The following is an 18,054-nucleotide window of genomic DNA, read 5'->3' as shown; positions in this document are numbered from 1 at the left end:
TGATTCGCTGTAACGAAGAGGAATTCCTGAATGTCCAATGTACGCCCCAAAGTCGACGCAGTGATTGTCGGCCTCGGCTGGTGCGGCTCGCTGATTGCCGAAGAACTGACCCGCGCCGGGCTGAATGTCATCGCGATCGAGCGTGGTCCGTGGTTTGAAACCACCACTGATTTTCCGCCCTCGGTAGACACCGACGAGCTGCGCTGGGACACCCGCCGCAGCATGCTGCTACCGCCGGCCATCGAGACCACCACGTTCCGCAACAACCGTTCGCAAACTGCCCTGCCGACCCGCGACTGGAGCATGAACGAGTTGGGCTACAACGTCGGCGGCTCAGGTACGCACTGGGCCGGCATGGCGTGGCGCTTCCTGCCGTTCGACTTCGAGCCTTACAGCTTTACCCTTAAGCGCTACGGCAAGCAGCAGATTGAAAAGGGCCTGATCGTGCAGGACTGGGGCGTCACCTATGACGACCTGGAGCCCTTCTATGAGCGCTTCGAACGGATCGCCGGCGTATCGGGAAAGGCCGGTGTGTTGAAGGGCGAGAAGATCGACGGCGCGAATATCTTTGAAGGCAACCGCAAGAGTGAATTCCCGCTGCCGCCACTGGCGACCACTCGGCTGACCGACCTGTTCACTGACGGCACCAAAAAACTTGGCCTGCACCCGTTCATGGTACCCGCCGGCCAGGCGTCGCAGGCCTACACCAACCCGCTGGGAGTGCGCATGGGGCCTTGCACCTACTGCGGTTACTGCCTGTATTACGGCTGCGGCAACTTTTCCAAGTCCAGCCCCAATGCCTGCGTGATCCCAGCATTGATGCAACGCAGCAACTTTACCGTACTGACTGAGTCGGCCGTGCTGCGCGCCAACCTCGCCGCAGACGGAAAAACCGCCACCGGTGTGAGCTACCTGGACCGTAATAAGATGGAGTGGGAGCAACCGGCAGACATCGTCATTTTCTCTGCCTTCCAGATGCAAAACGTACGCTTGCTGTTGCTCTCGAAAATCGGCAAACCCTACAACCCCGAAACGCGCACCGGGGTCGTGGGCCGAGCCTACAGCTTCCAGACCGTGTCCGGTGCCAATCTGTTTTTCGAGGACGAACAACTCAATCAGTACATTGGCGCAGGCGCCCTCTCCGCCCAGGTCGACGACTATAACGGCGACAACTTCGACCACACCGGCAAGGACTTTATCGGCGGGGCCGGAATCCTCGTGGTCGCCCGTGGCGCACGCCCCATCGGTAACGCCGATGCCGTGCCGCCAGGCACGCCACGCTGGGGCAGCGAATGGAAAAAGGCCTATAACCATGCCTTCCAGAACGGCACATTCATCTTCAACCAGGGCACCAGTTTTTCCCACAACGAGTGCTATCTAGATCTGGATCCGGAGTACCACGACGCCCACGGTGACCCGTTGATTCGCGTGACCTTTGACTACAACGAAAACGATCGGCGCATGGCCCGTTTCACCGAAGAAAAAGCTGTAGAAATCGGCAAGGCCATGGGCGCGAAAATCGTTAACGGCTTTGATGCCGCCGCAGTCAACTACGGGCCGTACTTACCGTCCAGCGACCACACCATCGGTGGCGCGGTCATGGGCCTGGACCCGAAAACCAGCGTACTCAACCGCTATCAGCAGAGCTGGGATGTGCACAACGTATTCGTGCTGGGCGCCTCGTCGTTCCCCAACAACGCCGGCTATAACCCCACCTCGACCATCGGGGCCCTGAGCCTGTGGACCGCCAAGGCGATCATCGATCAATACCTGGCCAAACCCGGTCCACTGGTGGAGATGCCAGCATGAACCCGCGTCTTCGCATGGCCTTGACAGCCACCGCCGCATTGTCCCTGGGCTCGGCCATCGGCCTGTACGGTGCATTCAGCGTTGCCGATGCGGCGGACAGCATTGCACAGCCAGGGCAACAGGCCGACCACAGCGCCGGGATAAAGGCGCCCAGCACTCAGCCACAGGAAGACCCCGCCGTAACGCGCGGCCGTTACGTTGCCATAGCCGGTGACTGCGCGGCCTGCCATACCGACCCCCATCGTGGAAAACCCTTTGCCGGTGGCTATGCACTGGAAACGCCGTTCGGCAAGCTGCTCGCCAGCAACATCACCTCCGACAAAAACACCGGCATTGGTGCCTGGACTGAGCAGGAGTTCACCCGAGCGGTGCGTGAAGGCAAAGGCCGGCATGGCGAGAACCTTTACCCGGCGATGCCCTATAACGCCTACGTAAAAGTCAGCAACCAGGATATGCACGACCTCTGGGCGTACATGCAAACGGTTCCGGCGGTAAATAACGAAGTCGTGTCCAATCAACTGCCCTTCCCGTTCAACATCCGCCTGATGATGACGGGCTGGAACCTGCTGTTCTTTGATAACACGCCGTTCAAACCGGTGGCAGGTGCTACCGAACAGATCAACCGCGGCGCCTACCTGGTCGACGGCCTCGGGCACTGTGCGGCTTGCCATACGCCGAAGAATTTCCTCGGTGGTGACAAGAAGGGCGCGTACCTGCAAGGCGGCGAACTGGCGGGCTGGCATGCACCGGAAATTACCGCCAACCCCTACGTCGGTATCGGCGGCTGGAGCGATATGCAAGTGGTGCAATATCTCAAGACCGGCAGTAACCACGTGGCCGTAGCGTCCGGGCCGATGGCCGAAGCGGTCACAAACTCGACCCAGCATATGCGCGATGAAGACCTGTTCGCCATAGCGGCCTACCTCAAAACTCTGCCGGGCTCGGACGTTCGCAGCCCTCGCCCGCTCCACGCCAGCGACAAGACCATGCAACAAGGCGCCAACGTGTACTCGGCCAATTGCTCGGCGTGCCACAACAGTGATGGCAAGGGGATCAATCAACTGGCGTCGAGCCTGGCTGGCAACCCCGGAATCCAGGCTGAAAATGCGCAAAGCTTGATCACCACGGCGCTGGAAGGCGGGCGCGGCGCGGTGACCCTCGACAATCCCACCAGCGGCGCAATGCCCAGCTTTGCGTGGAAGCTATCGGACCAGCAGATTGCGGCAACACTCTCCTACATCCGCAACAGCTGGGGTAATGCCGCGCCGCAGGTGACCGCCCAACAGGTTGCAGAGGTACGCGAGGCACGCAAATTGCCAGCGCAATTGAGCGCGGACGGCACATCTCGCTGACACCATATCGGGCCTGCCGGTACACTCACAGGCCCACCCTCTCACAGGAAGCGTGCTTGGCATGAGCAGCACAGTCAAACGTCACGGTCTGTTGAAGGTCGCAGAATTGGCGGGGGTCAGCCTGAGCACCGTGGACCGTGTGCTCAATGACCGTGGCAAGGTGTCTGATGTTAAACGGCGCAAGGTGCTGACCGTGGCACGCGCCCTGGGCATCCGCCCGGGCCTGCCTGCGCCATTTACCGGCCCAATGATTGTCGATGTGTTGCTGAGCGACAGCGCCACCGACCACTTCAAGCGGCTGGTTGCAGCCTTCGAACGCCAAGCCCAACGCCTCAGCGCCCACCTTACGCTGCGCCATCAACGCTGGGCGGAGGGCGCACCGCAGCAACTGCTCGACGCCCTGCGCAAACCGCGCTCGCGTCGCCACGGCATGATTGTGGTCGCCCCCGATACGCCCACCGTGCAGCAGGCGTTGAACGCAATCGTGCAGGGCGGCACGCCCACCGTTTTACTCACCAGCAACCTCACCGATGTACAAGGTGCTGTGTATGTCGGCATCGACAACCACGCCGCGGGGCGCAGCGCCGGACGGTTGATGAGCCAGTGGGTCGGGCCGCAGCCGGGGCTGGTTCTGCTGGTGGTCAACTCACTGGCCTTTTTTGCTCACCAGGAGCGGGCCAAGGGCTTTATCGACGTGATGACGCAGCATGCCCCCGACACACGCGTTATCGGCCCGATCGAGTGCTTCGACGACGATGAACTCACCCGCGCAGTCGTCGCGCAATGCCTTGCAGATCAACCTTTGGCAGGGCTATACGACACCGGCAGCGGATCGCTGGGTATTCAAGCGGCCCTTGCCCAGGCAGATGCACACCCCGTGTGGATCGGTCACGAGGCCAGCGCATTGCATGCAAGCCTGCTACGCCAGGGCGTGATGTCGCTGGTACTGGACCAAGACCCGGAAGGCCAGGTGCAAGCCTGTATCGATTACCTGCTGCATCAGCAGGGAATAGTCGATGCGCCCCCCGTACTGCCGCTGGCGATGAAGATCGTTATCGACGAAAACCTCTGACCTCCCAAGACGCGTTCTGCCATTCAGTTTCGATCAATAAGTCACAGCACAACCTATCAATAATATTGACACATTGTAATACAATTAATTAGAGTGATTTTCGCACTCACTACCTACGCGCGTCGTTTGCTTTTACGAGTTGATTGACTCCATTCATCCACACAACGGCGACCCGCATTGCGATAAGTGCGAAATCATTCACCTTAAAAACAAGAAGACCATGATGAAAAATGAGCGCATTACAATCGGCAAAAAGGCACTTGGGTTGGGCTTGTGCATGGCGGCTGCGCTATGCGGCGCAGGGTGGGTCAACGCCCAAACACTTCCCTCTTCACCCACCCAGCATCGGCCTGCAATGGCCCCGCTGCCGATCGTTAAAACCTTGCGCGTCTACGTGCTCGATTGTGGACAGCTGATATACAACCACCCGGAGTCTTACAACCTGACGCGTGAGGAAGTGGTTGATACCAACATGCCGGTCACCTGCTATCTGGTCATGCACCCCAAAGGCGTTTTGTTGTTCGACACCGGACTGTCTGACCGTTTGATTGGTCGTCCGGTGTATGAAAATGCCATCGATGGGTACGGGCAAATCGTTACCAAGACACTGCTCAGCCAGTTGGCCGACATCGGAGTCGCACCCTCGGACATTAACTACCTCGCGCTTTCACATTCGCATTTCGATCACGTGGGTAACATCAGCGAATTCCCCGCCTCAACGTGGCTGACTTCCAAAGCCGAGCAGGACTTTATGTTCAGCGCACAGGCCACTCCGGAGAACGCGGCCTCTTTTGCCTCACTCAAACACAACCCACAGCAGTTGTTTAAGGGCGACCACGATGTTTTTGGCGATGGCTCAGTCATTTTGAAACAAACCCCTGGCCATACCCCCGGCCACCAATCGCTGTACGTGAAGCTCAAGCAATACGGCGGGGTCTTGATTTCCGGCGACCTTTACCACTATCCCGAAGAACGTACGAAGAACCGTATGCCTGACAAAGAAAAGCATGCCGGCACGCCAGAATCGCGACAGGCCATGGAAGATTTCCTCATGCAGACCCACTCGCAATTGTGGATCGGTCACAGCACTGAGTTCGTGCGTAACGCGCTGAAATCGCCTGCCTGGTACGACTAAGCATTAGCGCCACACAACGGGGGCCAATGTCGGAAGTGGCCCTCGTCCAGCGCGCTCGTCAGGTACGGAAACGCCGGACCAGACTGTCCAGCTCCGCAGATAACCCGGCCAAGCCTGATGACTTCAAACGCGCCGATTCAGCCAACTCTGCGACACGTTGCGCATCGCCATGGATCTGGCTGATATGCAGATTGATGCCTTCGGCGACCTGATGCTGCTCCTCTGCTGCCGTGGCGATTTGAGTGTTCATGTCTCGAATCACATCCACTGAATCGCGGATCAGGCCAAAGCTGGTGCGCGCCACGCCGATACGACTAACCGACTGTTGCGAGACATCCAGGCTGGCACGCATCTGGTGTGTAACAAGCCCCGTACGCTTGGCCAAGGTGCCCAGCAGGCCGTCGATCTCGGCGGTGGAGTCGGCCGTGCGTTTGGCCAACGCCCGAACCTCGTCTGCGACCACGGCAAACCCACGACCCTGTTCGCCAGCGCGTGCAGCTTCGATGGCGGCGTTCAGCGCGAGCAGGTTGGTTTGCTCGGCGATTGAACGAATGGTGCCAAGGATCGACTGGATATCGTTGCTGTCACGCTCCAGTTGTTGCATCGACTCGGCGGACTTCTCGATTTCATGACTCAACTGATCAACGCTGCTGACCGCCGCATCAATCTGCTGCTGACCCTCGCGCGCTTTGCTCCAGCCGCTGTCCGCTGACTCCGCAGCCTGACTGCAGGCACGCGCAATCTCGTTGGCGGTGGCCACCATTTCATGGAACGCAGTGGACACCATATCCACGGCCTCACGCTGGCGCCCTGCAACCTCAGCCATGTCGCTGGACACCTGCGTGGCGGCGTTGGATGTGGTCAGAATATTATGCGCTGCTTGGCCGATGCTGCTGATCATGCTGCGGATCGCGGTGAGGAATTGGTTGAACCAGCTGGCCAACTGCGCCGTTTCATCGTTACCGCGTATTTGAAGGCTTTGGGTCAGATCGCCGTCGCCTTCAGCAATGCCTTGCAGGCCGCTGGCGACGCTGCGGATCGGTCTTACGATCAAGCCTGCGAAGCTCGCCCCCACCAGCGCAAACACCAGCGCCAGCACGCCGGCAATGGTCGCAATCACCCACGCCAAGTGGGTCGCCGAGCTCATCACTTCCTGTTGTTTGATCAGGCCCACAAAACTCCAACCCAATTGGTCGGAAGGCCAGACGTTGGCCATATACCGTTCACCGTTGAGCTCAACTTCAAACGCACCTTTGCCGGAGCTGGCCAACTGTTCATAGCCGCTGCCGATCTCTGAAAGCGTCTTGAAGTTATGCGCAGGTTGCTGAGGGTCAACCAACACCTTGCCGTCGCGTTCGACAAGCATCAGGTAGCCGCTCTCGCCGAGTTTGATGTGCTTGATGATTTCGGTGAGTTGTTGCAACGACACATCGATGCTGATCACGCCGCTGTTGCTGCCCAACTGGGTATCGATGCTGCGAACGACACTGACATACACCGCATCCTTAGGCGCGTAGTAGTAAACGTCAGTGCGCAGGGTCTTGCCCGGGCTGCTCATCGCAGATTTATACCAAGGCCGCTCACGAGGGTCGTAATTGGCCCGGTTCGGATTATCAGGCCAGGACACAAAACCGCCCGCGCTGTTACCGAAGATGATGTTGGAATACGCCGAATGGCTTTTGGCCAAGTGCGCATAAAACTCAAAGATCTGCTTATCCAAGGCGCCCTGCGCAATGCTGGGAGCATTGGCGCCGCTATAGTTTTTCAGGCTGCCGTCAACGTTGCGCAATAACGGCTGAGAGGCAAGGTAATCCACGTTCTGGCGAATACTTTCGAAGTACAACTGCATGGCAGTGTCGACCTGGCGTATTTCGCGGTTACTGCCCTCGATAAAATCATCGCGGGCGTCATTGCGCAAATCCATGACCACCAGTGTCGCAATCAGGCACACAGGCAAGCAGGCGATCACCACAAACGCCCAGGTCAATTTCTGTTTGACGTTCATCTGCACTCCGGAATGTTATCGAGTCATTTTTATAAGAGGGTTGCGTAGAACGAGGTGGCCCTGAGGTTGTGGCTTGGTTACGCGCGGAATGGACAGTAGCGGGCGGCCGCAAAAAATAAAAACAATAAGATTTAAGTTTTCATACAAATAATATTGATCAGTAACCAACAGTCGAGAGCGTCTGGAATCAACGGTATATCGGGGGCTCATGGAGCACGCAGATTGAGCCTTCCGACGCGCCAGGAAAGGGTGGATAGCGATTCATCACCAAGGGATCGTGCCCTGGGACAATGTGATGTTCGGAGTCGGCTAATGATCTGATTCGGGCCCAGCCACTGCGCATATCGTCCACATTGAAGACGATCGGGAATGGACGGTCCTCAATGAAGTTGCGGTAGTAGTGGCTGGCGTCTGAGGCCAGAACCATCCAGCCTCGGCGGGTAAAAATGCGCACGACTTGCAAGCCCATGGTGTGCCCGCCCACCAGGTGCACCGACACGCCGGGAGCCAATGTGGCGTCGCCTTCATGGAACTGCACACGCCCGCGGTAGACCTCGCGGACCATCCCGACTACATTTTCGACGTCATAGGCCTCGTGCGCGCATTTGTGAGCCATGTGCCGCCCAGTCGCAAACAGCATCTCGTTGTCTTGAAGGTGATAGGTAGCCGCAGGGAACAGATCGAAGTTGCCCACATGGTCGTAATGCAGGTGGGTAATGATCACGTTGTCGACGGCGGCCGCATCAATACCGAGCATCCGCAATGATTCAGCCGGGCAACGAATCAAGTCTCGCCCACGCTGGCGGGCCGTGGCCTGGTTGAAGCCGGTATCAATCACCCAGGTGCCGGTACTGTTGGTCGCGACCCAGATAAAGTAATCCATGGGCATTGGCCCATCGTGCGGGTCGCCGCCCAGGAAGTTCGAGGAGGCGGTGCGCCGATGCTCGGCATATTTCACCGCGAACACGTCAAAAGGCTCAATCGTGGGGGCGATGTTCATGGTTTTAATACCCAGGAGTTGGAAGAAGAGCCGGGGCGTAGCAATGACGCCCCGGACGGTAGCGCGCAGCTTGTCGACTAGCCGTGGCCGTCGATGATGCGGTACATCTCGGTGTGATCGGTCTGAGGCGTGGTGCTTTGCGCCGCCTCCTGCCAGACCGCCAGGCACTCATGGCCGAGCTTCATCTGCTGCCCCATCTGCTCCGCAAGGGTGACAGCGATTTTCAGGTCTTTGACCATCAGTTGCAACGCGAAGCCTGAGGCGTAAGTGCCGCTGAGCATGAACTGGTTGACCTTGTTGGCCGTGGTGAAGTTACCGCCGGAAGCATTATTGAGCACGCTGGTCATCACTGCCGGATCTACGCCGAATTTCTCACCCACATGCAGCGCCTCAACGGTGGCCAACAACCCGGTGGCAGACACAAAGTTGTTCAGCGCCTTGACCGCATGACCTGCGCCATTTGGGCCAACATGGGTGGAGTTACCCATGACGTCCAGCAGCTCGCGGTGTTGCTGGAGCACGTTGGCGTCGCCACCCACCATGATTTGCAGCGTCCCGGAAATAGCGCGTTTCACACCGCCTGAAACCGGGGCATCCAGAAAGCTCAGCGAGAACTCACTTAACTGTTCAGCCAACGCCTGGGTTTCGAGGGGCTCGGAGGAGCTCATGTCGATGATGCATGCCCCCGGCGCCAGTCGCTTGGCGACGCCGTAATCGCCCACCAGCACCTGATTCACGATGCGGGAGTTAGGCAACATGGTGATAACGATACGGACGTCGGCCAGTGACTGTGCGTTTTCCAGGCGATGGGCGCCCACTTCGGCACACAACTCGCCGACAGCCTGATCGTTGGTGTCGCTCACCAATAAGGGGTAACCGGCCTTGGCAATGAGACTTGCCATCGGGCGCCCCATCATCCCCAATCCGATGAACAGAACTGTAGGACGCATGCCTTGGTTGACGTCGTTCATAGTGTTTCTCGCTTGTAGAATTATTCTCTAGCCACTTTGCACACAAACTGTGGCCTGCTTTGTGAGAACACCCTAAGCATTGTAATACAATCTGTCAATATTACATCTAAGCCATTAATCGCTATCTTCCAGCATGCCTAGCGCAGCATTTTCGGCGTTCTTGATATGCAGTTGCGCAACCTCGCGAGCGCCTTCCGCATCGCGGGCCTTGATGCGAGCCACCATTTCGTCAATTTCCGCCAGACTCTCCGCCAAACGTTCAGGGCGGGAGAACGAGGTAGCGCGTAGCAGGTTGATACGCGACAGGAGGCCCTGGAGCACCTCGTTGATCAGGCGGTTACCGCTACCACCCAGCAGTACGTCGTAAATTTTTGTCTTGGCGACCAGCAGAGCTCGACGATTGGGAATCTTCGCCTGCGCGTGCAACTCCTTCACAGTTCGCTCCAGCGCTTTGATCTGCGCCGCATCCGCCAAGCGCGCAAATTCGTGCACCGCAAAGCCTTCAAGCAAGGCGCGCAATGCATAGAGTTCCTTGGCCTCGCGAATATCCAGGCTGGCGACCACGGGCCCTTTGTGCGGCACGATCACCAGTAGTTTTTCCGCTTCCAGTCGACGCAGTGCCTCACGCAACGGCGGCCGACTCACCTGCAACAACTCGCACAGTTCACGCTCGACAAGCCTTTCGCCTGGCGCGAAGCGGCCATTCATGATCGCCTCACGCAGAAAGGTCTCGACTTGGCCGCGCAAGGTTTCCGGCCGGCCCATCACCGGCATTTCTTCGTTTTCCATTCCCGTCTCCGTGGCCTTTGGTGACATTAGGCACACCTACGATCTGATTGATTGACCGGCTTATTGTATTGCAATTTTTTCCTATCCGCTGTGCAACAACCGTGTTGTTGATGCTGTAAGATTGTAATACAGTGATACGAATCGAGTGATAACTTCACTACACAAAAACAATCGATTCAGAGGAGATCCCCTATGCAAATCAGAGCCGCCGTGCTGGACCAGATGGGTTTGCCGACTCCATTTGCCCAAAGCCGACCTTTGCGCATCGAGACGATTGAGCTACGAGACCCGGGACCCGGCGAGGTATTGATCAAGATCGCCGCAGCCGGCATCTGCCATTCCGATCTGTCCGTGATCGAAGGCGTGCGGCCACGTCCGCTGCCGATGGTAATCGGGCATGAAGCCGCGGGTGTGGTCATGGCGGTCGGTCCTTATGTCGACGACTTGGTTCTGGGTGATCATGTCGTGACTGTGTTCGTCGCCTCCTGTGGCCATTGTGTTGAATGTTCGGGCGGGCGCCCTGCTCTTTGCGGCCCCGGTGCGGTGGCGGGCGCGGCCGGCACGCTGCTGCGCGGTGATCGACGCCTGCAGCGCGGGGAACAAGTCCTCAATCATCACTCGGGCATCTCCGCATTCGCTGAATACGCCGTGGTTTCGACACGCTCTCTGGTGCGCGTGGCCCGAGATATTCCCTTGGAGCATGCGGCACTGTTCGGCTGCGCCGTCTTGACCGGCGTTGGCGCAGCGACCAATACCGCCAGTATCAAACTGGGCTCGACCGTCGCAATCGTCGGCATGGGTGGCGTAGGCCTGGCGGCGCAGCTAGGCGCGCTAGCGGCGGGCGCCAGCCAAGTGATCGCTATCGATACCAATGCGGAAAAACTGGCGATGGCCAAATCGTTGGGGGCGCAGCATGTGTTTAATGCGGCCGACCCGGACCTGGTCGAAGCCATCCGCGACCTGACCGGCGGCGGTGTGGATGTGGCACTGGAATTCGCGGGGGCATCCGCCGCGTTGCAAACGGCCTGGAAAGTCGGCAAGCGCGGCAGCGAGGTAGTCACCGCCGGCCTGGCTCGACCGGACGCGACATTCGAGGTGCCGATGGTCGGCCTGGTGGCTGACGAGCGCACCTTGCGCGGCAGCTACATGGGCAGCAGCGTGCCCAGCCGTGACATCCCACGCTACCTGGAATTATTCCGTCTCGGTCGCCTGCCAATCGAGAAGCTGGTGACGCACCGATTGACCCTGGATGAGATCAACGTCGGCATGGATCGGCTGCGTGACGGTGAAGCCGTTCGCCAGATCATCACGTTCGATTGAGCAGGAGTGTCGCCATGTACCCTACAGACAAGTTCTACATTGATGGGCAATGGGTCGAGCCGATGGGCAAGGCCACGTTTACCCTGATCAACCCGGCTGACGAGCAAGCCTACGGCGAACTGGCCATGGGCAACGCCGACGATGTGGAGCGCGCAGTACACGCTGCACGCCGCGCGTTCGCGGACTATTCACGCTGGACGCCTGGGCAGCGCCTCGATTTGCTTGAGAGGGTATTGAGCATCTATAAGCGCCGATACGAAGAGTTTGCCCAGGCGATGACCCTGGAAATGGGCGCGCCAATTGCATTTTCCCGGGCGGCCCAGGCGGCACGGGGCTCGCTGCATATCGAGGAAATCATTCGTGTTCTGCGCAACTTCGAGTTCGACGAGCAGCATGGCACGACCCGGATACGTCGCGAAGCGATCGGTGTATGTGGGTTGATCACTCCGTGGAATTGGCCGATCAACCAGATCGTGGTGAAGATCGCACCGACGCTGGCGGCCGGCTGCACGATCGTCCTCAAGCCCAGCGAATTCTCTGCGCTCTCAGCCTTGCTGTTTGCCGAGGTGCTGGACGAAGCGGGCGTACCGCCAGGGGTCTTCAACCTGGTCAATGGCGACGGACCCAGCGTGGGCCACGCTATCAGTGCACACCCGGATATCGACATGGTGTCGTTCACCGGCTCTACCCAGGCCGGCGTCCGCGTGGCGAAAACCGCGGCCGACACGGTAAAACGCGTCGCTCAGGAGTTGGGGGGCAAGTCGGCCAATATTGTGCTGGGCGATGCTGATTTCAGCCAGGCAGTCGCCAAGGGTATCGCCGCGTGCTTTACCAATAGCGGGCAATCCTGCTCGATCCCGACCCGCATGCTGGTACCGGCAGAACGTATGGCCGACGTGGTGCGAATCGCTCGCGCGGAGGTCGCGAAGTACCGTGTCGGTGATCCACAGGATGAAACCACTCAGCTGGGGCCGTTGGTCAACAGGGCTCAGTTCGAGCGCGTACAAACCCTTGTGCAGCAAGGCATTGATGAAGGCGCCGAGTTGATCTGCGGTGGCGTCGGCCGTCCCGAGGGCCTGCAGCAAGGCTATTACGCCCAGCCCACGGTGTTCGCCAACGTAACCCCGCACATGACCATCGCCCAAGAAGAAATCTTCGGCCCCGTGCTGTCGATCATTGCCTATCACAGCGAAACAGAAGCGATTGAAATTGCGAACGGCACGCCCTACGGCTTGGCGGCCTACGTGCAATCCGCCGATTTGAACCACGCCCGCGACATAGCCGGTCGCCTGCGTGCTGGCCAAGTCCACCTGAACTATCCGCCGGCCGATATCGGCGCGCCATTCGGCGGCTTCAAACAGTCCGGCAATGGTCGAGAGTGGGGGGCACACGGGCTGATGGAATACCTGGAAACCAAGGCCATCGTAGGCTTTGCACCTGCAAACTGAACACGCCAATAAAAACAATACAGGTTGTGAAAAAATGAAAACGACTGCTGAGTCGGTGGACTTGAAATCCACCCAAGGTGTAGACCGCTCTACGCTCAAGGTAATCGCTGCCGCGTCCCTGGGCACCGTGTTCGAATGGTACGAATTCACCCTGTATGGCGCGCTTGCGTCGGTGATCGCGCTTAATTTCTTCTCCGGCCTGGATACCGCCACCGGGTTTATCTTCGCATTGCTGACCTTTGCGGTCGGCTTTGTGATGCGACCGGTTGGCGCCATTGTATTCGGACGTATCGGCGACCGCATCGGGCGCAAGAAAACCTTCCTCATCACCATTGTGATCATGGGTATTTCTACGGTGGCGGTGGGGTTGTTGCCGACCTATGAATACGCCGGGATCCTTGCGCCCAGTCTGTTGATCGCACTGCGGATGCTCCAGGGTCTAGCGCTTGGCGGCGAATATGGCGGAGCGGCGACATACGTCTCCGAGCACTCAACCAATCGCCAGCGCGGCCTCAACACGGCGTGGATCTCGGCCACCGGCACCCTGGGGCTGCTGCTGGCTTTCGGTGTGATCCTGACGTGCCGGTACATCAGCGGCGACGACTTCAACACCTGGGGCTGGCGCATCCCATTCCTGTTCTCGCTGGTGTTGCTGGGTATCTCGATATCCGTGCGGATGGGCATGGAAGAATCGCCGGCGTTCAAGAAAATGAAAGCCGAGAAACGCCTGTCAAAATCACCGCTGCGCGAAACCTTTCTGGACAAGGCCAACCTGCGCCGCCTGATAATCGCCTTGTTTGGCATTTGTGGCGGCATGACCTGCGCTTACTACATCGCAGTGCTGTACCCCACGTTCTTCATGACCCAGAATCTCAAGGTCGATCCTCAACAAGCCAACACCACGCTGACGCTGGCGTTAATGACGGCACTGCCAATGTTTTTGCTGGCGGGCTGGCTGTGTGATCGCCTCGGACGCAAACCCGTCCTGTTGGCGGGGTTCCTGATGTCGGCACTGTCCATCTTCCCCATCTACAAAGGCGTTGCGCTCTACGCCAACCCTGACTTGATGGCCGCAGAACAGCGCACGCCGGTGACGTTGGTCACTGACACGTCTCAATGCTCGTTCATGTTCAATCCGACCGGTACCCGCACCTTCAGCAGCCCGTGCGACGTTGCCAAACAAGCCCTGTCCGCAACCGGCATCAGCTACGAAACCCAGTCGCTTCCTGGGCAAGCCCACGCGGTGATCAAGGTGGGTTCGGCACAGTTGATCTCTGAAGGCACGGTAGGCCTCGATGCGGCGGTCGCCAAGGATCGCATGGGTGCGCTGAAAACCTCGTTGCAGAGCCAATTGGACCAGGCGGGATACCCCCTCAAAGCCGACCCGGAGAAGTTCCAGCGCGGCAAGGTGTTCCTGCTGTTGATGGCGCTGGTGTTCTGCGGCGTGATCTCGCTGACGCCGGTTGCTCCCATGCTGGTGGAAATGTTCCCGGCGCGTATTCGTTATACGTCCATGTCGTTCCCCTACCACTTTGCCAGTGGCTGGATCGGGGGGCTGCTGCCCACCATCGCCTTCGCCCTTTCGGCACAGATGGGCAATATCTACTTCGGCCTTTGGTATCCGGTGGCGTGGATCGGCGTGTCGTTTGTAGTTGGTCTGTTTTTCCTGCGCGAAACGCGCGATATCGACATCAATCTCTAACCTCCCCTCCCCTGAGCCAGGTGAAACCATGAGCAATAACGAGCTGTTTGATAAAGGCTTCGAGAATCGCAAAGCCGTACTAGGTGCCGCCCACGTCGAAAAGTCCTGGTCGTCGGCAGACGACTTCAATAAACCCATGCAAGCGCTGGTGACCGAGTATTGCTGGGGCGCTGTGTGGGGTGACGAGACCTTGCCGTTCAAAACCCGCAGCCTGCTCAACATCGGCATGCTGACGGCCATGAACCAGCACCATGAACTGGGCGTGCATGTGAAGGGCGCGCTGACCAATGGCGTGTCCGTCGAGGAGATTCGCGCCGCGTTGATGCAGGCTGCAATCTACGCGGGTGTGCCGAGCGCATTGGCGGCGTTCCGAGTCGCCACGGAAGCCATCAAGGCCTGGGACACCGAACATCGCCGTTAAGCCTGGAAACCAAAACGCAGCCCTCGGGCTGCGTTTTGCGTTGTGATTACAGTGCCGCGATTTGCCGACAGCCATCAAACGACATCAATAACCACCTTCCCAACCATCTTGCCCGACTCCTGCAACCTATGCGCTGCGTATGCGTCGGCCAGTGAGAAGCGCTGCTCGTCCAGCAATGGAACGAGCCTGCCTTCCTCGGCAAGGCGTGTGGCATGCCGCAGAATCTCACCGTGATGGGCACGCCCCTCCCCGCTCAACATCGGCAACAATACGAAAATCCCGGACACCGTCACGCACCGCAGCGAGCTTGGCGCCAGGTTGTGAGTGCCGAACGCAAAGCAACTCAATACATGACCATAGGCGCGAGCGGCGACCAGCGAATCATCAAGGGTCTGACCGCCAACGGTATCGTAAACCAGATCGAAACCTGCCCCACCCGTATGCTGTTTTACATACTGCTCAACGGTACTGCTGCGGTAGTCGATGGCCGTTGCACCATAGGACTCAACAATTCCGCGCTTTTGGGATGATGCTGTGGCGAACACCTTGGCGCCATGAGCAACCGCGATTTGCACCGCCATGTGCCCTACTCCGCCGGCGCCGCCTTGCACCAGCACAGACTGACCCGCTTGCAGGCCAGCACGATCGATCAGCCCCTCCCACGCGGTCAGAAATACCAAAGGTATTGACGCGGCTTCGCGCATGCTGAGGTTGTTCGGCTTGAGGGCCAGTAGGTCGGCGTCTACGGCGGCGTACTCCGCCATGGAACCTTGCAGACCACGCACGCCACCTGTCAGCCCATACACTTCGTCCCCAACCTTGAAGCGGGTGACGCCCTCGCCCACGGCTTCCACCACGCCGGCGAGATCAGTGCCGAGGATCGCGGGAAGCTCAGGCATCGCATAGGGCGCCTGCCCCTTGCGGATCATGAAATCAATCGGGTTGACCCCGCTCGCCGCTATCTTGACAAGCACCTGGCCTACTCCAGCCAAAGGGCGATCAACCTGGGTCAGGGTGAATGTACCTTCGGCATAATCGCTCAACACCTGAGCCTGCATCTGTGTCTGTATGCTCATGACGCTCTCCTGTTTACAGCCTGGTAAAACGACCGTCTTTACCTTTGAGTAACAATGGTTGGCGCAGTTTGGAGACCTCGTGTCAGCGCGGGAAATTGCGGCACGATGAACTCGGCCAATTCGTCCAGAACCTCCTGGGCCGAGCGCTGCCCATATTTGAGCTGGATCATCACATGGTTAACCCCAAAGGATTGCAGAGTGTGCAGCATCTCCAGCAGCGCATTACGGCCTAACCTGAAGCGTTGGTGAATAGGTGTAGGGGCGGTATCGGGGTCGTGGGTCAGGTCGATAAAGAGGGACTGACTGAATGGCTTGAAGGCATCACCTGCCTGCTCGCGCACAGTCTCGTGCCAGAGGCGAACAATATCCCTTTGCTTATCCAAGGCGCGCGGATAAGAGATCCAACCGTCAGCCTCCCTGGCAATCCACTGCAACGTCTGACGGCTGCTGCCGGTAATGAATAATGGAATGGACTGGCCTGAGGGTTTGGGCACCAGGTCTGCATGCCTCAGCTCGCCTTCGCTCCAGCGAATCGGCTCGAACTGAGTGCTGAGGGATTTGCGCATAACCTCCAAATGCTCGACGAATCGCTCCCCACGGCTGTGGGACTCCACATTGAAAGCCGGGTATTCAACCGGACGGTCGCCAGAGGCCACGCCGAGCAACAACCTGCCGCCGCTGAGTTGATCGATGCTCGCTGCAGCCTTGGCCAAATGGAGCGGATGACGAATGGGGACAACGATTGCGGCGGTTCCCAGTGCGATATCGCGGGTTTGCCCGGCAAGATAGCCCAGGTAAGTCCAAGGGTCGTAGACTTGCCCAACATCGCCAAATGTCGGATCGCGCAGCGGGACGTCGCGAAACCATAAGGAGGCAAAACCGGCCCTTTCCGCCTGCAGAGCCAACGCTACCTGGTTGCGCATTGTGGGCATATCGCCCTCGTAGGCTTCTATTGGAAAAAACAAACCGAGGGTCAGTTTCCCAGGCTGGAAGCTCCGACGAAAACCCGGTAACGCCTGGTACGGTGTACTGGACAACGAAAACATAAAAACTCCTTATTGATGATCGACGTGGCGGGCCCAATGCGGGAATTTGCGCACGCGCTCGTCCATGCAGCGAAGCGCCTGCAGCGACTTGCGCAGCTTGGTAAAGGCATCGCCGCTTTCATCCCATCCTTGCCAACCGATAAAGCCGTCGTAACCCAAACGCGTCAACAGCGCCATGACCGCAAAATTGTCCATTTCGCCTTGGTCGAGGGTTTCAATGGTCGCGGTCTGGCCCCAGCCCAGAGGGCTGCGGCGTGAACCTGAAAGATTCACTTGCTTGAGAAAGGGCAGCGCACGCCTGAGCGTGGCGCCCAGCCGCTCGCCGTTGCCGGCGTACCAGTGGTAGCCGCAGAAAACGATACCCAGATTGGGGTGATTGAGTCGCTCACAAATGCGCAGGGCGTCGTCGTGCTTTTCGCTCCAGTGCAGCAAATGCGAGTAGATCAGGATGCGGATATTGCGCTGCTGCGCGATAGACAAGGCTTCGGCCAACCAGCGCACCACAGGCTCATCGCCCGCAGGGTCCGAACGCGGGAAGTCCCCCGCGGTTTTAATCGCCAATTCAACGGTGGAGCCTGGCGGCGCCACTTTCAGCATTTGATAGATGCCCGCGTTTTGCTCCGCCTCTACGCCCAGGCGCAGGTTGAGTACCACGTAGATGCCCGCTACCTCCAGGTCGTAACGCTCCTTGACGCTGCTCAATTGCTGGACAGCTGCCCAGTTGCGTCCATCCCAGATTGAAAGATAGGTGGCGTCATAACCCACCTCCTTAGTCATCTCGCACCTGTCCTCAAAACTTTAGGTGCCCATGGAGCTGTAGAAACAGGTGTCCTGCGCGTAAAACTTTTGCGTCATGGTGCTCTCCCGCAGGCCGTCAGGCATTGGTCGCAAAGCACCGCCAAACGTCC

Annotated in this window: 14 protein-coding genes and 2 pseudogenes; 8 read left to right on the top strand and 8 right to left on the bottom strand. The window is 58.7% G+C overall.

Going from position 1 to position 18,054, the window contains the following annotated elements; genetic code table 11:
* Positions 1-30: 30 nt before the first annotated feature.
* The 4 genes from KUA23_RS14830 (at position 31) to KUA23_RS14815 (ending at position 5,368) form a co-directional block, all read left to right on the top strand.
* Positions 31-1,809, top strand: coding sequence for a GMC family oxidoreductase (locus KUA23_RS14830; RefSeq protein ID WP_252994244.1), 1,779 nt, complete (start codon positions 31-33; stop codon positions 1,807-1,809).
* A complete protein-coding gene (locus tag KUA23_RS14825; protein ID WP_252994243.1) occupies positions 1,806-3,161 on the top strand; it encodes a c-type cytochrome in 1,356 nt (451 codons plus the stop codon). Before KUA23_RS14830 ends, KUA23_RS14825 begins: the two co-directional genes overlap by 4 nt.
* A gap of 61 nt (positions 3,162-3,222) precedes the next feature.
* A complete protein-coding gene (locus tag KUA23_RS14820) occupies positions 3,223-4,233 on the top strand; it encodes a LacI family DNA-binding transcriptional regulator (protein ID WP_034105426.1) in 1,011 nt (336 codons plus the stop codon).
* Positions 4,234-4,456: 223 nt separating this feature from the next.
* Positions 4,457-5,368 carry an N-acyl homoserine lactonase family protein gene (locus KUA23_RS14815; protein WP_252994242.1) on the top strand — a complete coding sequence of 304 codons (912 nt, stop codon included), beginning with the start codon at positions 4,457-4,459 and terminating at the stop codon, positions 5,366-5,368.
* A 58-nt stretch (positions 5,369-5,426) separates the two neighbouring features.
* Here the strand turns inward: KUA23_RS14815 and KUA23_RS30355 are convergent.
* From KUA23_RS30355 to KUA23_RS14795, 5 genes and pseudogenes are all read right to left on the bottom strand, one after another.
* Positions 5,427-6,023 (bottom strand): annotated as a pseudogene (locus KUA23_RS30355) (methyl-accepting chemotaxis protein); the annotation flags it as partial.
* A 261-nt stretch (positions 6,024-6,284) separates the two neighbouring features.
* A pseudogene (locus KUA23_RS30350) lies at positions 6,285-7,292 on the bottom strand (cache domain-containing protein); the annotation flags it as partial.
* 268 nt (positions 7,293-7,560) lie between these two features.
* Complete coding sequence (locus tag KUA23_RS14805; RefSeq protein ID WP_052211102.1) at positions 7,561-8,373, bottom strand: N-acyl homoserine lactonase family protein; 813 nt, start codon at positions 8,371-8,373, stop codon at positions 7,561-7,563.
* A gap of 77 nt (positions 8,374-8,450) precedes the next feature.
* A complete protein-coding gene (locus KUA23_RS14800) occupies positions 8,451-9,344 on the bottom strand; it encodes an NAD(P)-dependent oxidoreductase (protein WP_080758278.1) in 894 nt (297 codons plus the stop codon).
* A gap of 114 nt (positions 9,345-9,458) precedes the next feature.
* Entirely contained in the window at positions 9,459-10,133 is a 675-nt protein-coding gene (locus KUA23_RS14795) for a GntR family transcriptional regulator (protein WP_052211103.1), read from the bottom strand.
* Between the two features lie 192 nt (positions 10,134-10,325).
* Between KUA23_RS14795 and KUA23_RS14790 the strand changes: the two genes are divergently transcribed.
* Genes KUA23_RS14790 through KUA23_RS14775 form a run of 4 tightly spaced genes read left to right on the top strand, consistent with a single transcriptional unit; the run spans position 10,326 to position 15,024 of the window.
* Entirely contained in the window at positions 10,326-11,453 is a 1,128-nt protein-coding gene (locus tag KUA23_RS14790; RefSeq protein WP_252994240.1) for a zinc-dependent alcohol dehydrogenase family protein, read from the top strand.
* A gap of 14 nt (positions 11,454-11,467) precedes the next feature.
* Positions 11,468-12,901: an aldehyde dehydrogenase family protein gene (locus tag KUA23_RS14785; RefSeq protein WP_252994239.1), complete on the top strand. Its 1,434-nt coding sequence runs from the start codon at positions 11,468-11,470 to the stop codon at positions 12,899-12,901.
* Positions 12,902-12,935: 34 nt separating this feature from the next.
* The gene (locus KUA23_RS14780; RefSeq protein ID WP_252994238.1) at positions 12,936-14,603 is read left to right on the top strand and encodes an MFS transporter; all 1,668 of its coding nucleotides are present in this window, start codon (positions 12,936-12,938) and stop codon (positions 14,601-14,603) included.
* A 28-nt stretch (positions 14,604-14,631) separates the two neighbouring features.
* Positions 14,632-15,024, top strand: a complete 393-nt coding sequence (locus KUA23_RS14775) for a carboxymuconolactone decarboxylase family protein (RefSeq protein ID WP_034105434.1) — start codon at positions 14,632-14,634, stop codon at positions 15,022-15,024.
* A gap of 74 nt (positions 15,025-15,098) precedes the next feature.
* Here KUA23_RS14775 and KUA23_RS14770 read toward each other — a convergent pair whose 3' ends face one another.
* From KUA23_RS14770 to KUA23_RS14760, 3 genes are read right to left on the bottom strand one after another with little or no spacing between them, the layout of a single operon-like run.
* Positions 15,099-16,100, bottom strand: a complete 1,002-nt coding sequence (locus tag KUA23_RS14770) for a zinc-dependent alcohol dehydrogenase family protein (RefSeq protein ID WP_252994237.1) — start codon at positions 16,098-16,100, stop codon at positions 15,099-15,101.
* 38 nt (positions 16,101-16,138) lie between these two features.
* Positions 16,139-17,146, bottom strand: a complete 1,008-nt coding sequence (locus KUA23_RS14765; protein ID WP_252994236.1) for an LLM class oxidoreductase — start codon at positions 17,144-17,146, stop codon at positions 16,139-16,141.
* 9 nt (positions 17,147-17,155) lie between these two features.
* Complete coding sequence (locus KUA23_RS14760; RefSeq protein ID WP_252994235.1) at positions 17,156-17,923, bottom strand: sugar phosphate isomerase/epimerase family protein; 768 nt, start codon at positions 17,921-17,923, stop codon at positions 17,156-17,158.
* Positions 17,924-18,054: the final 131 nt, after the last annotated feature.

It is taken from the genome of Pseudomonas pergaminensis (genome assembly GCF_024112395.2).
GTDB classification, from domain to species: Bacteria; Pseudomonadota; Gammaproteobacteria; order Pseudomonadales; family Pseudomonadaceae; genus Aquipseudomonas; species Aquipseudomonas pergaminensis.
The sequence above is the reverse complement of the archived record's forward strand: the minus strand, read 5'-3'. Positions and strand labels throughout refer to the sequence as shown.

Bases quoted from the DNA above. Each gene is read 5' to 3' on its own strand.
- KUA23_RS14760 (WP_252994235.1), bottom strand. From the start codon at position 17,923: ATGACTAAGGAGGTGGGTTATGACGCCACCTATCTTTCAATCTGGGAT.
- KUA23_RS14800 (WP_080758278.1), bottom strand. From the start codon at position 9,344: ATGAACGACGTCAACCAAGGCATGCGTCCTACAGTTCTGTTCATCGGA.
- KUA23_RS14790 (WP_252994240.1), top strand. From the start codon at position 10,326: ATGCAAATCAGAGCCGCCGTGCTGGACCAGATGGGTTTGCCGACTCCA.
- KUA23_RS14795 (WP_052211103.1), bottom strand. From the start codon at position 10,133: ATGGAAAACGAAGAAATGCCGGTGATGGGCCGGCCGGAAACCTTGCGC.
- KUA23_RS14780 (WP_252994238.1), top strand. From the start codon at position 12,936: ATGAAAACGACTGCTGAGTCGGTGGACTTGAAATCCACCCAAGGTGTA.
- KUA23_RS14825 (WP_252994243.1), top strand. From the start codon at position 1,806: ATGAACCCGCGTCTTCGCATGGCCTTGACAGCCACCGCCGCATTGTCC.
- KUA23_RS14775 (WP_034105434.1), top strand. From the start codon at position 14,632: ATGAGCAATAACGAGCTGTTTGATAAAGGCTTCGAGAATCGCAAAGCC.
- KUA23_RS14765 (WP_252994236.1), bottom strand. From the start codon at position 17,146: ATGTTTTCGTTGTCCAGTACACCGTACCAGGCGTTACCGGGTTTTCGT.
- KUA23_RS14815 (WP_252994242.1), top strand. From the start codon at position 4,457: ATGAAAAATGAGCGCATTACAATCGGCAAAAAGGCACTTGGGTTGGGC.
- KUA23_RS14830 (WP_252994244.1), top strand. From the start codon at position 31: ATGTCCAATGTACGCCCCAAAGTCGACGCAGTGATTGTCGGCCTCGGC.
- KUA23_RS14805 (WP_052211102.1), bottom strand. From the start codon at position 8,373: ATGAACATCGCCCCCACGATTGAGCCTTTTGACGTGTTCGCGGTGAAA.
- KUA23_RS14770 (WP_252994237.1), bottom strand. From the start codon at position 16,100: ATGAGCATACAGACACAGATGCAGGCTCAGGTGTTGAGCGATTATGCC.
- KUA23_RS14785 (WP_252994239.1), top strand. From the start codon at position 11,468: ATGTACCCTACAGACAAGTTCTACATTGATGGGCAATGGGTCGAGCCG.
- KUA23_RS14820 (WP_034105426.1), top strand. From the start codon at position 3,223: ATGAGCAGCACAGTCAAACGTCACGGTCTGTTGAAGGTCGCAGAATTG.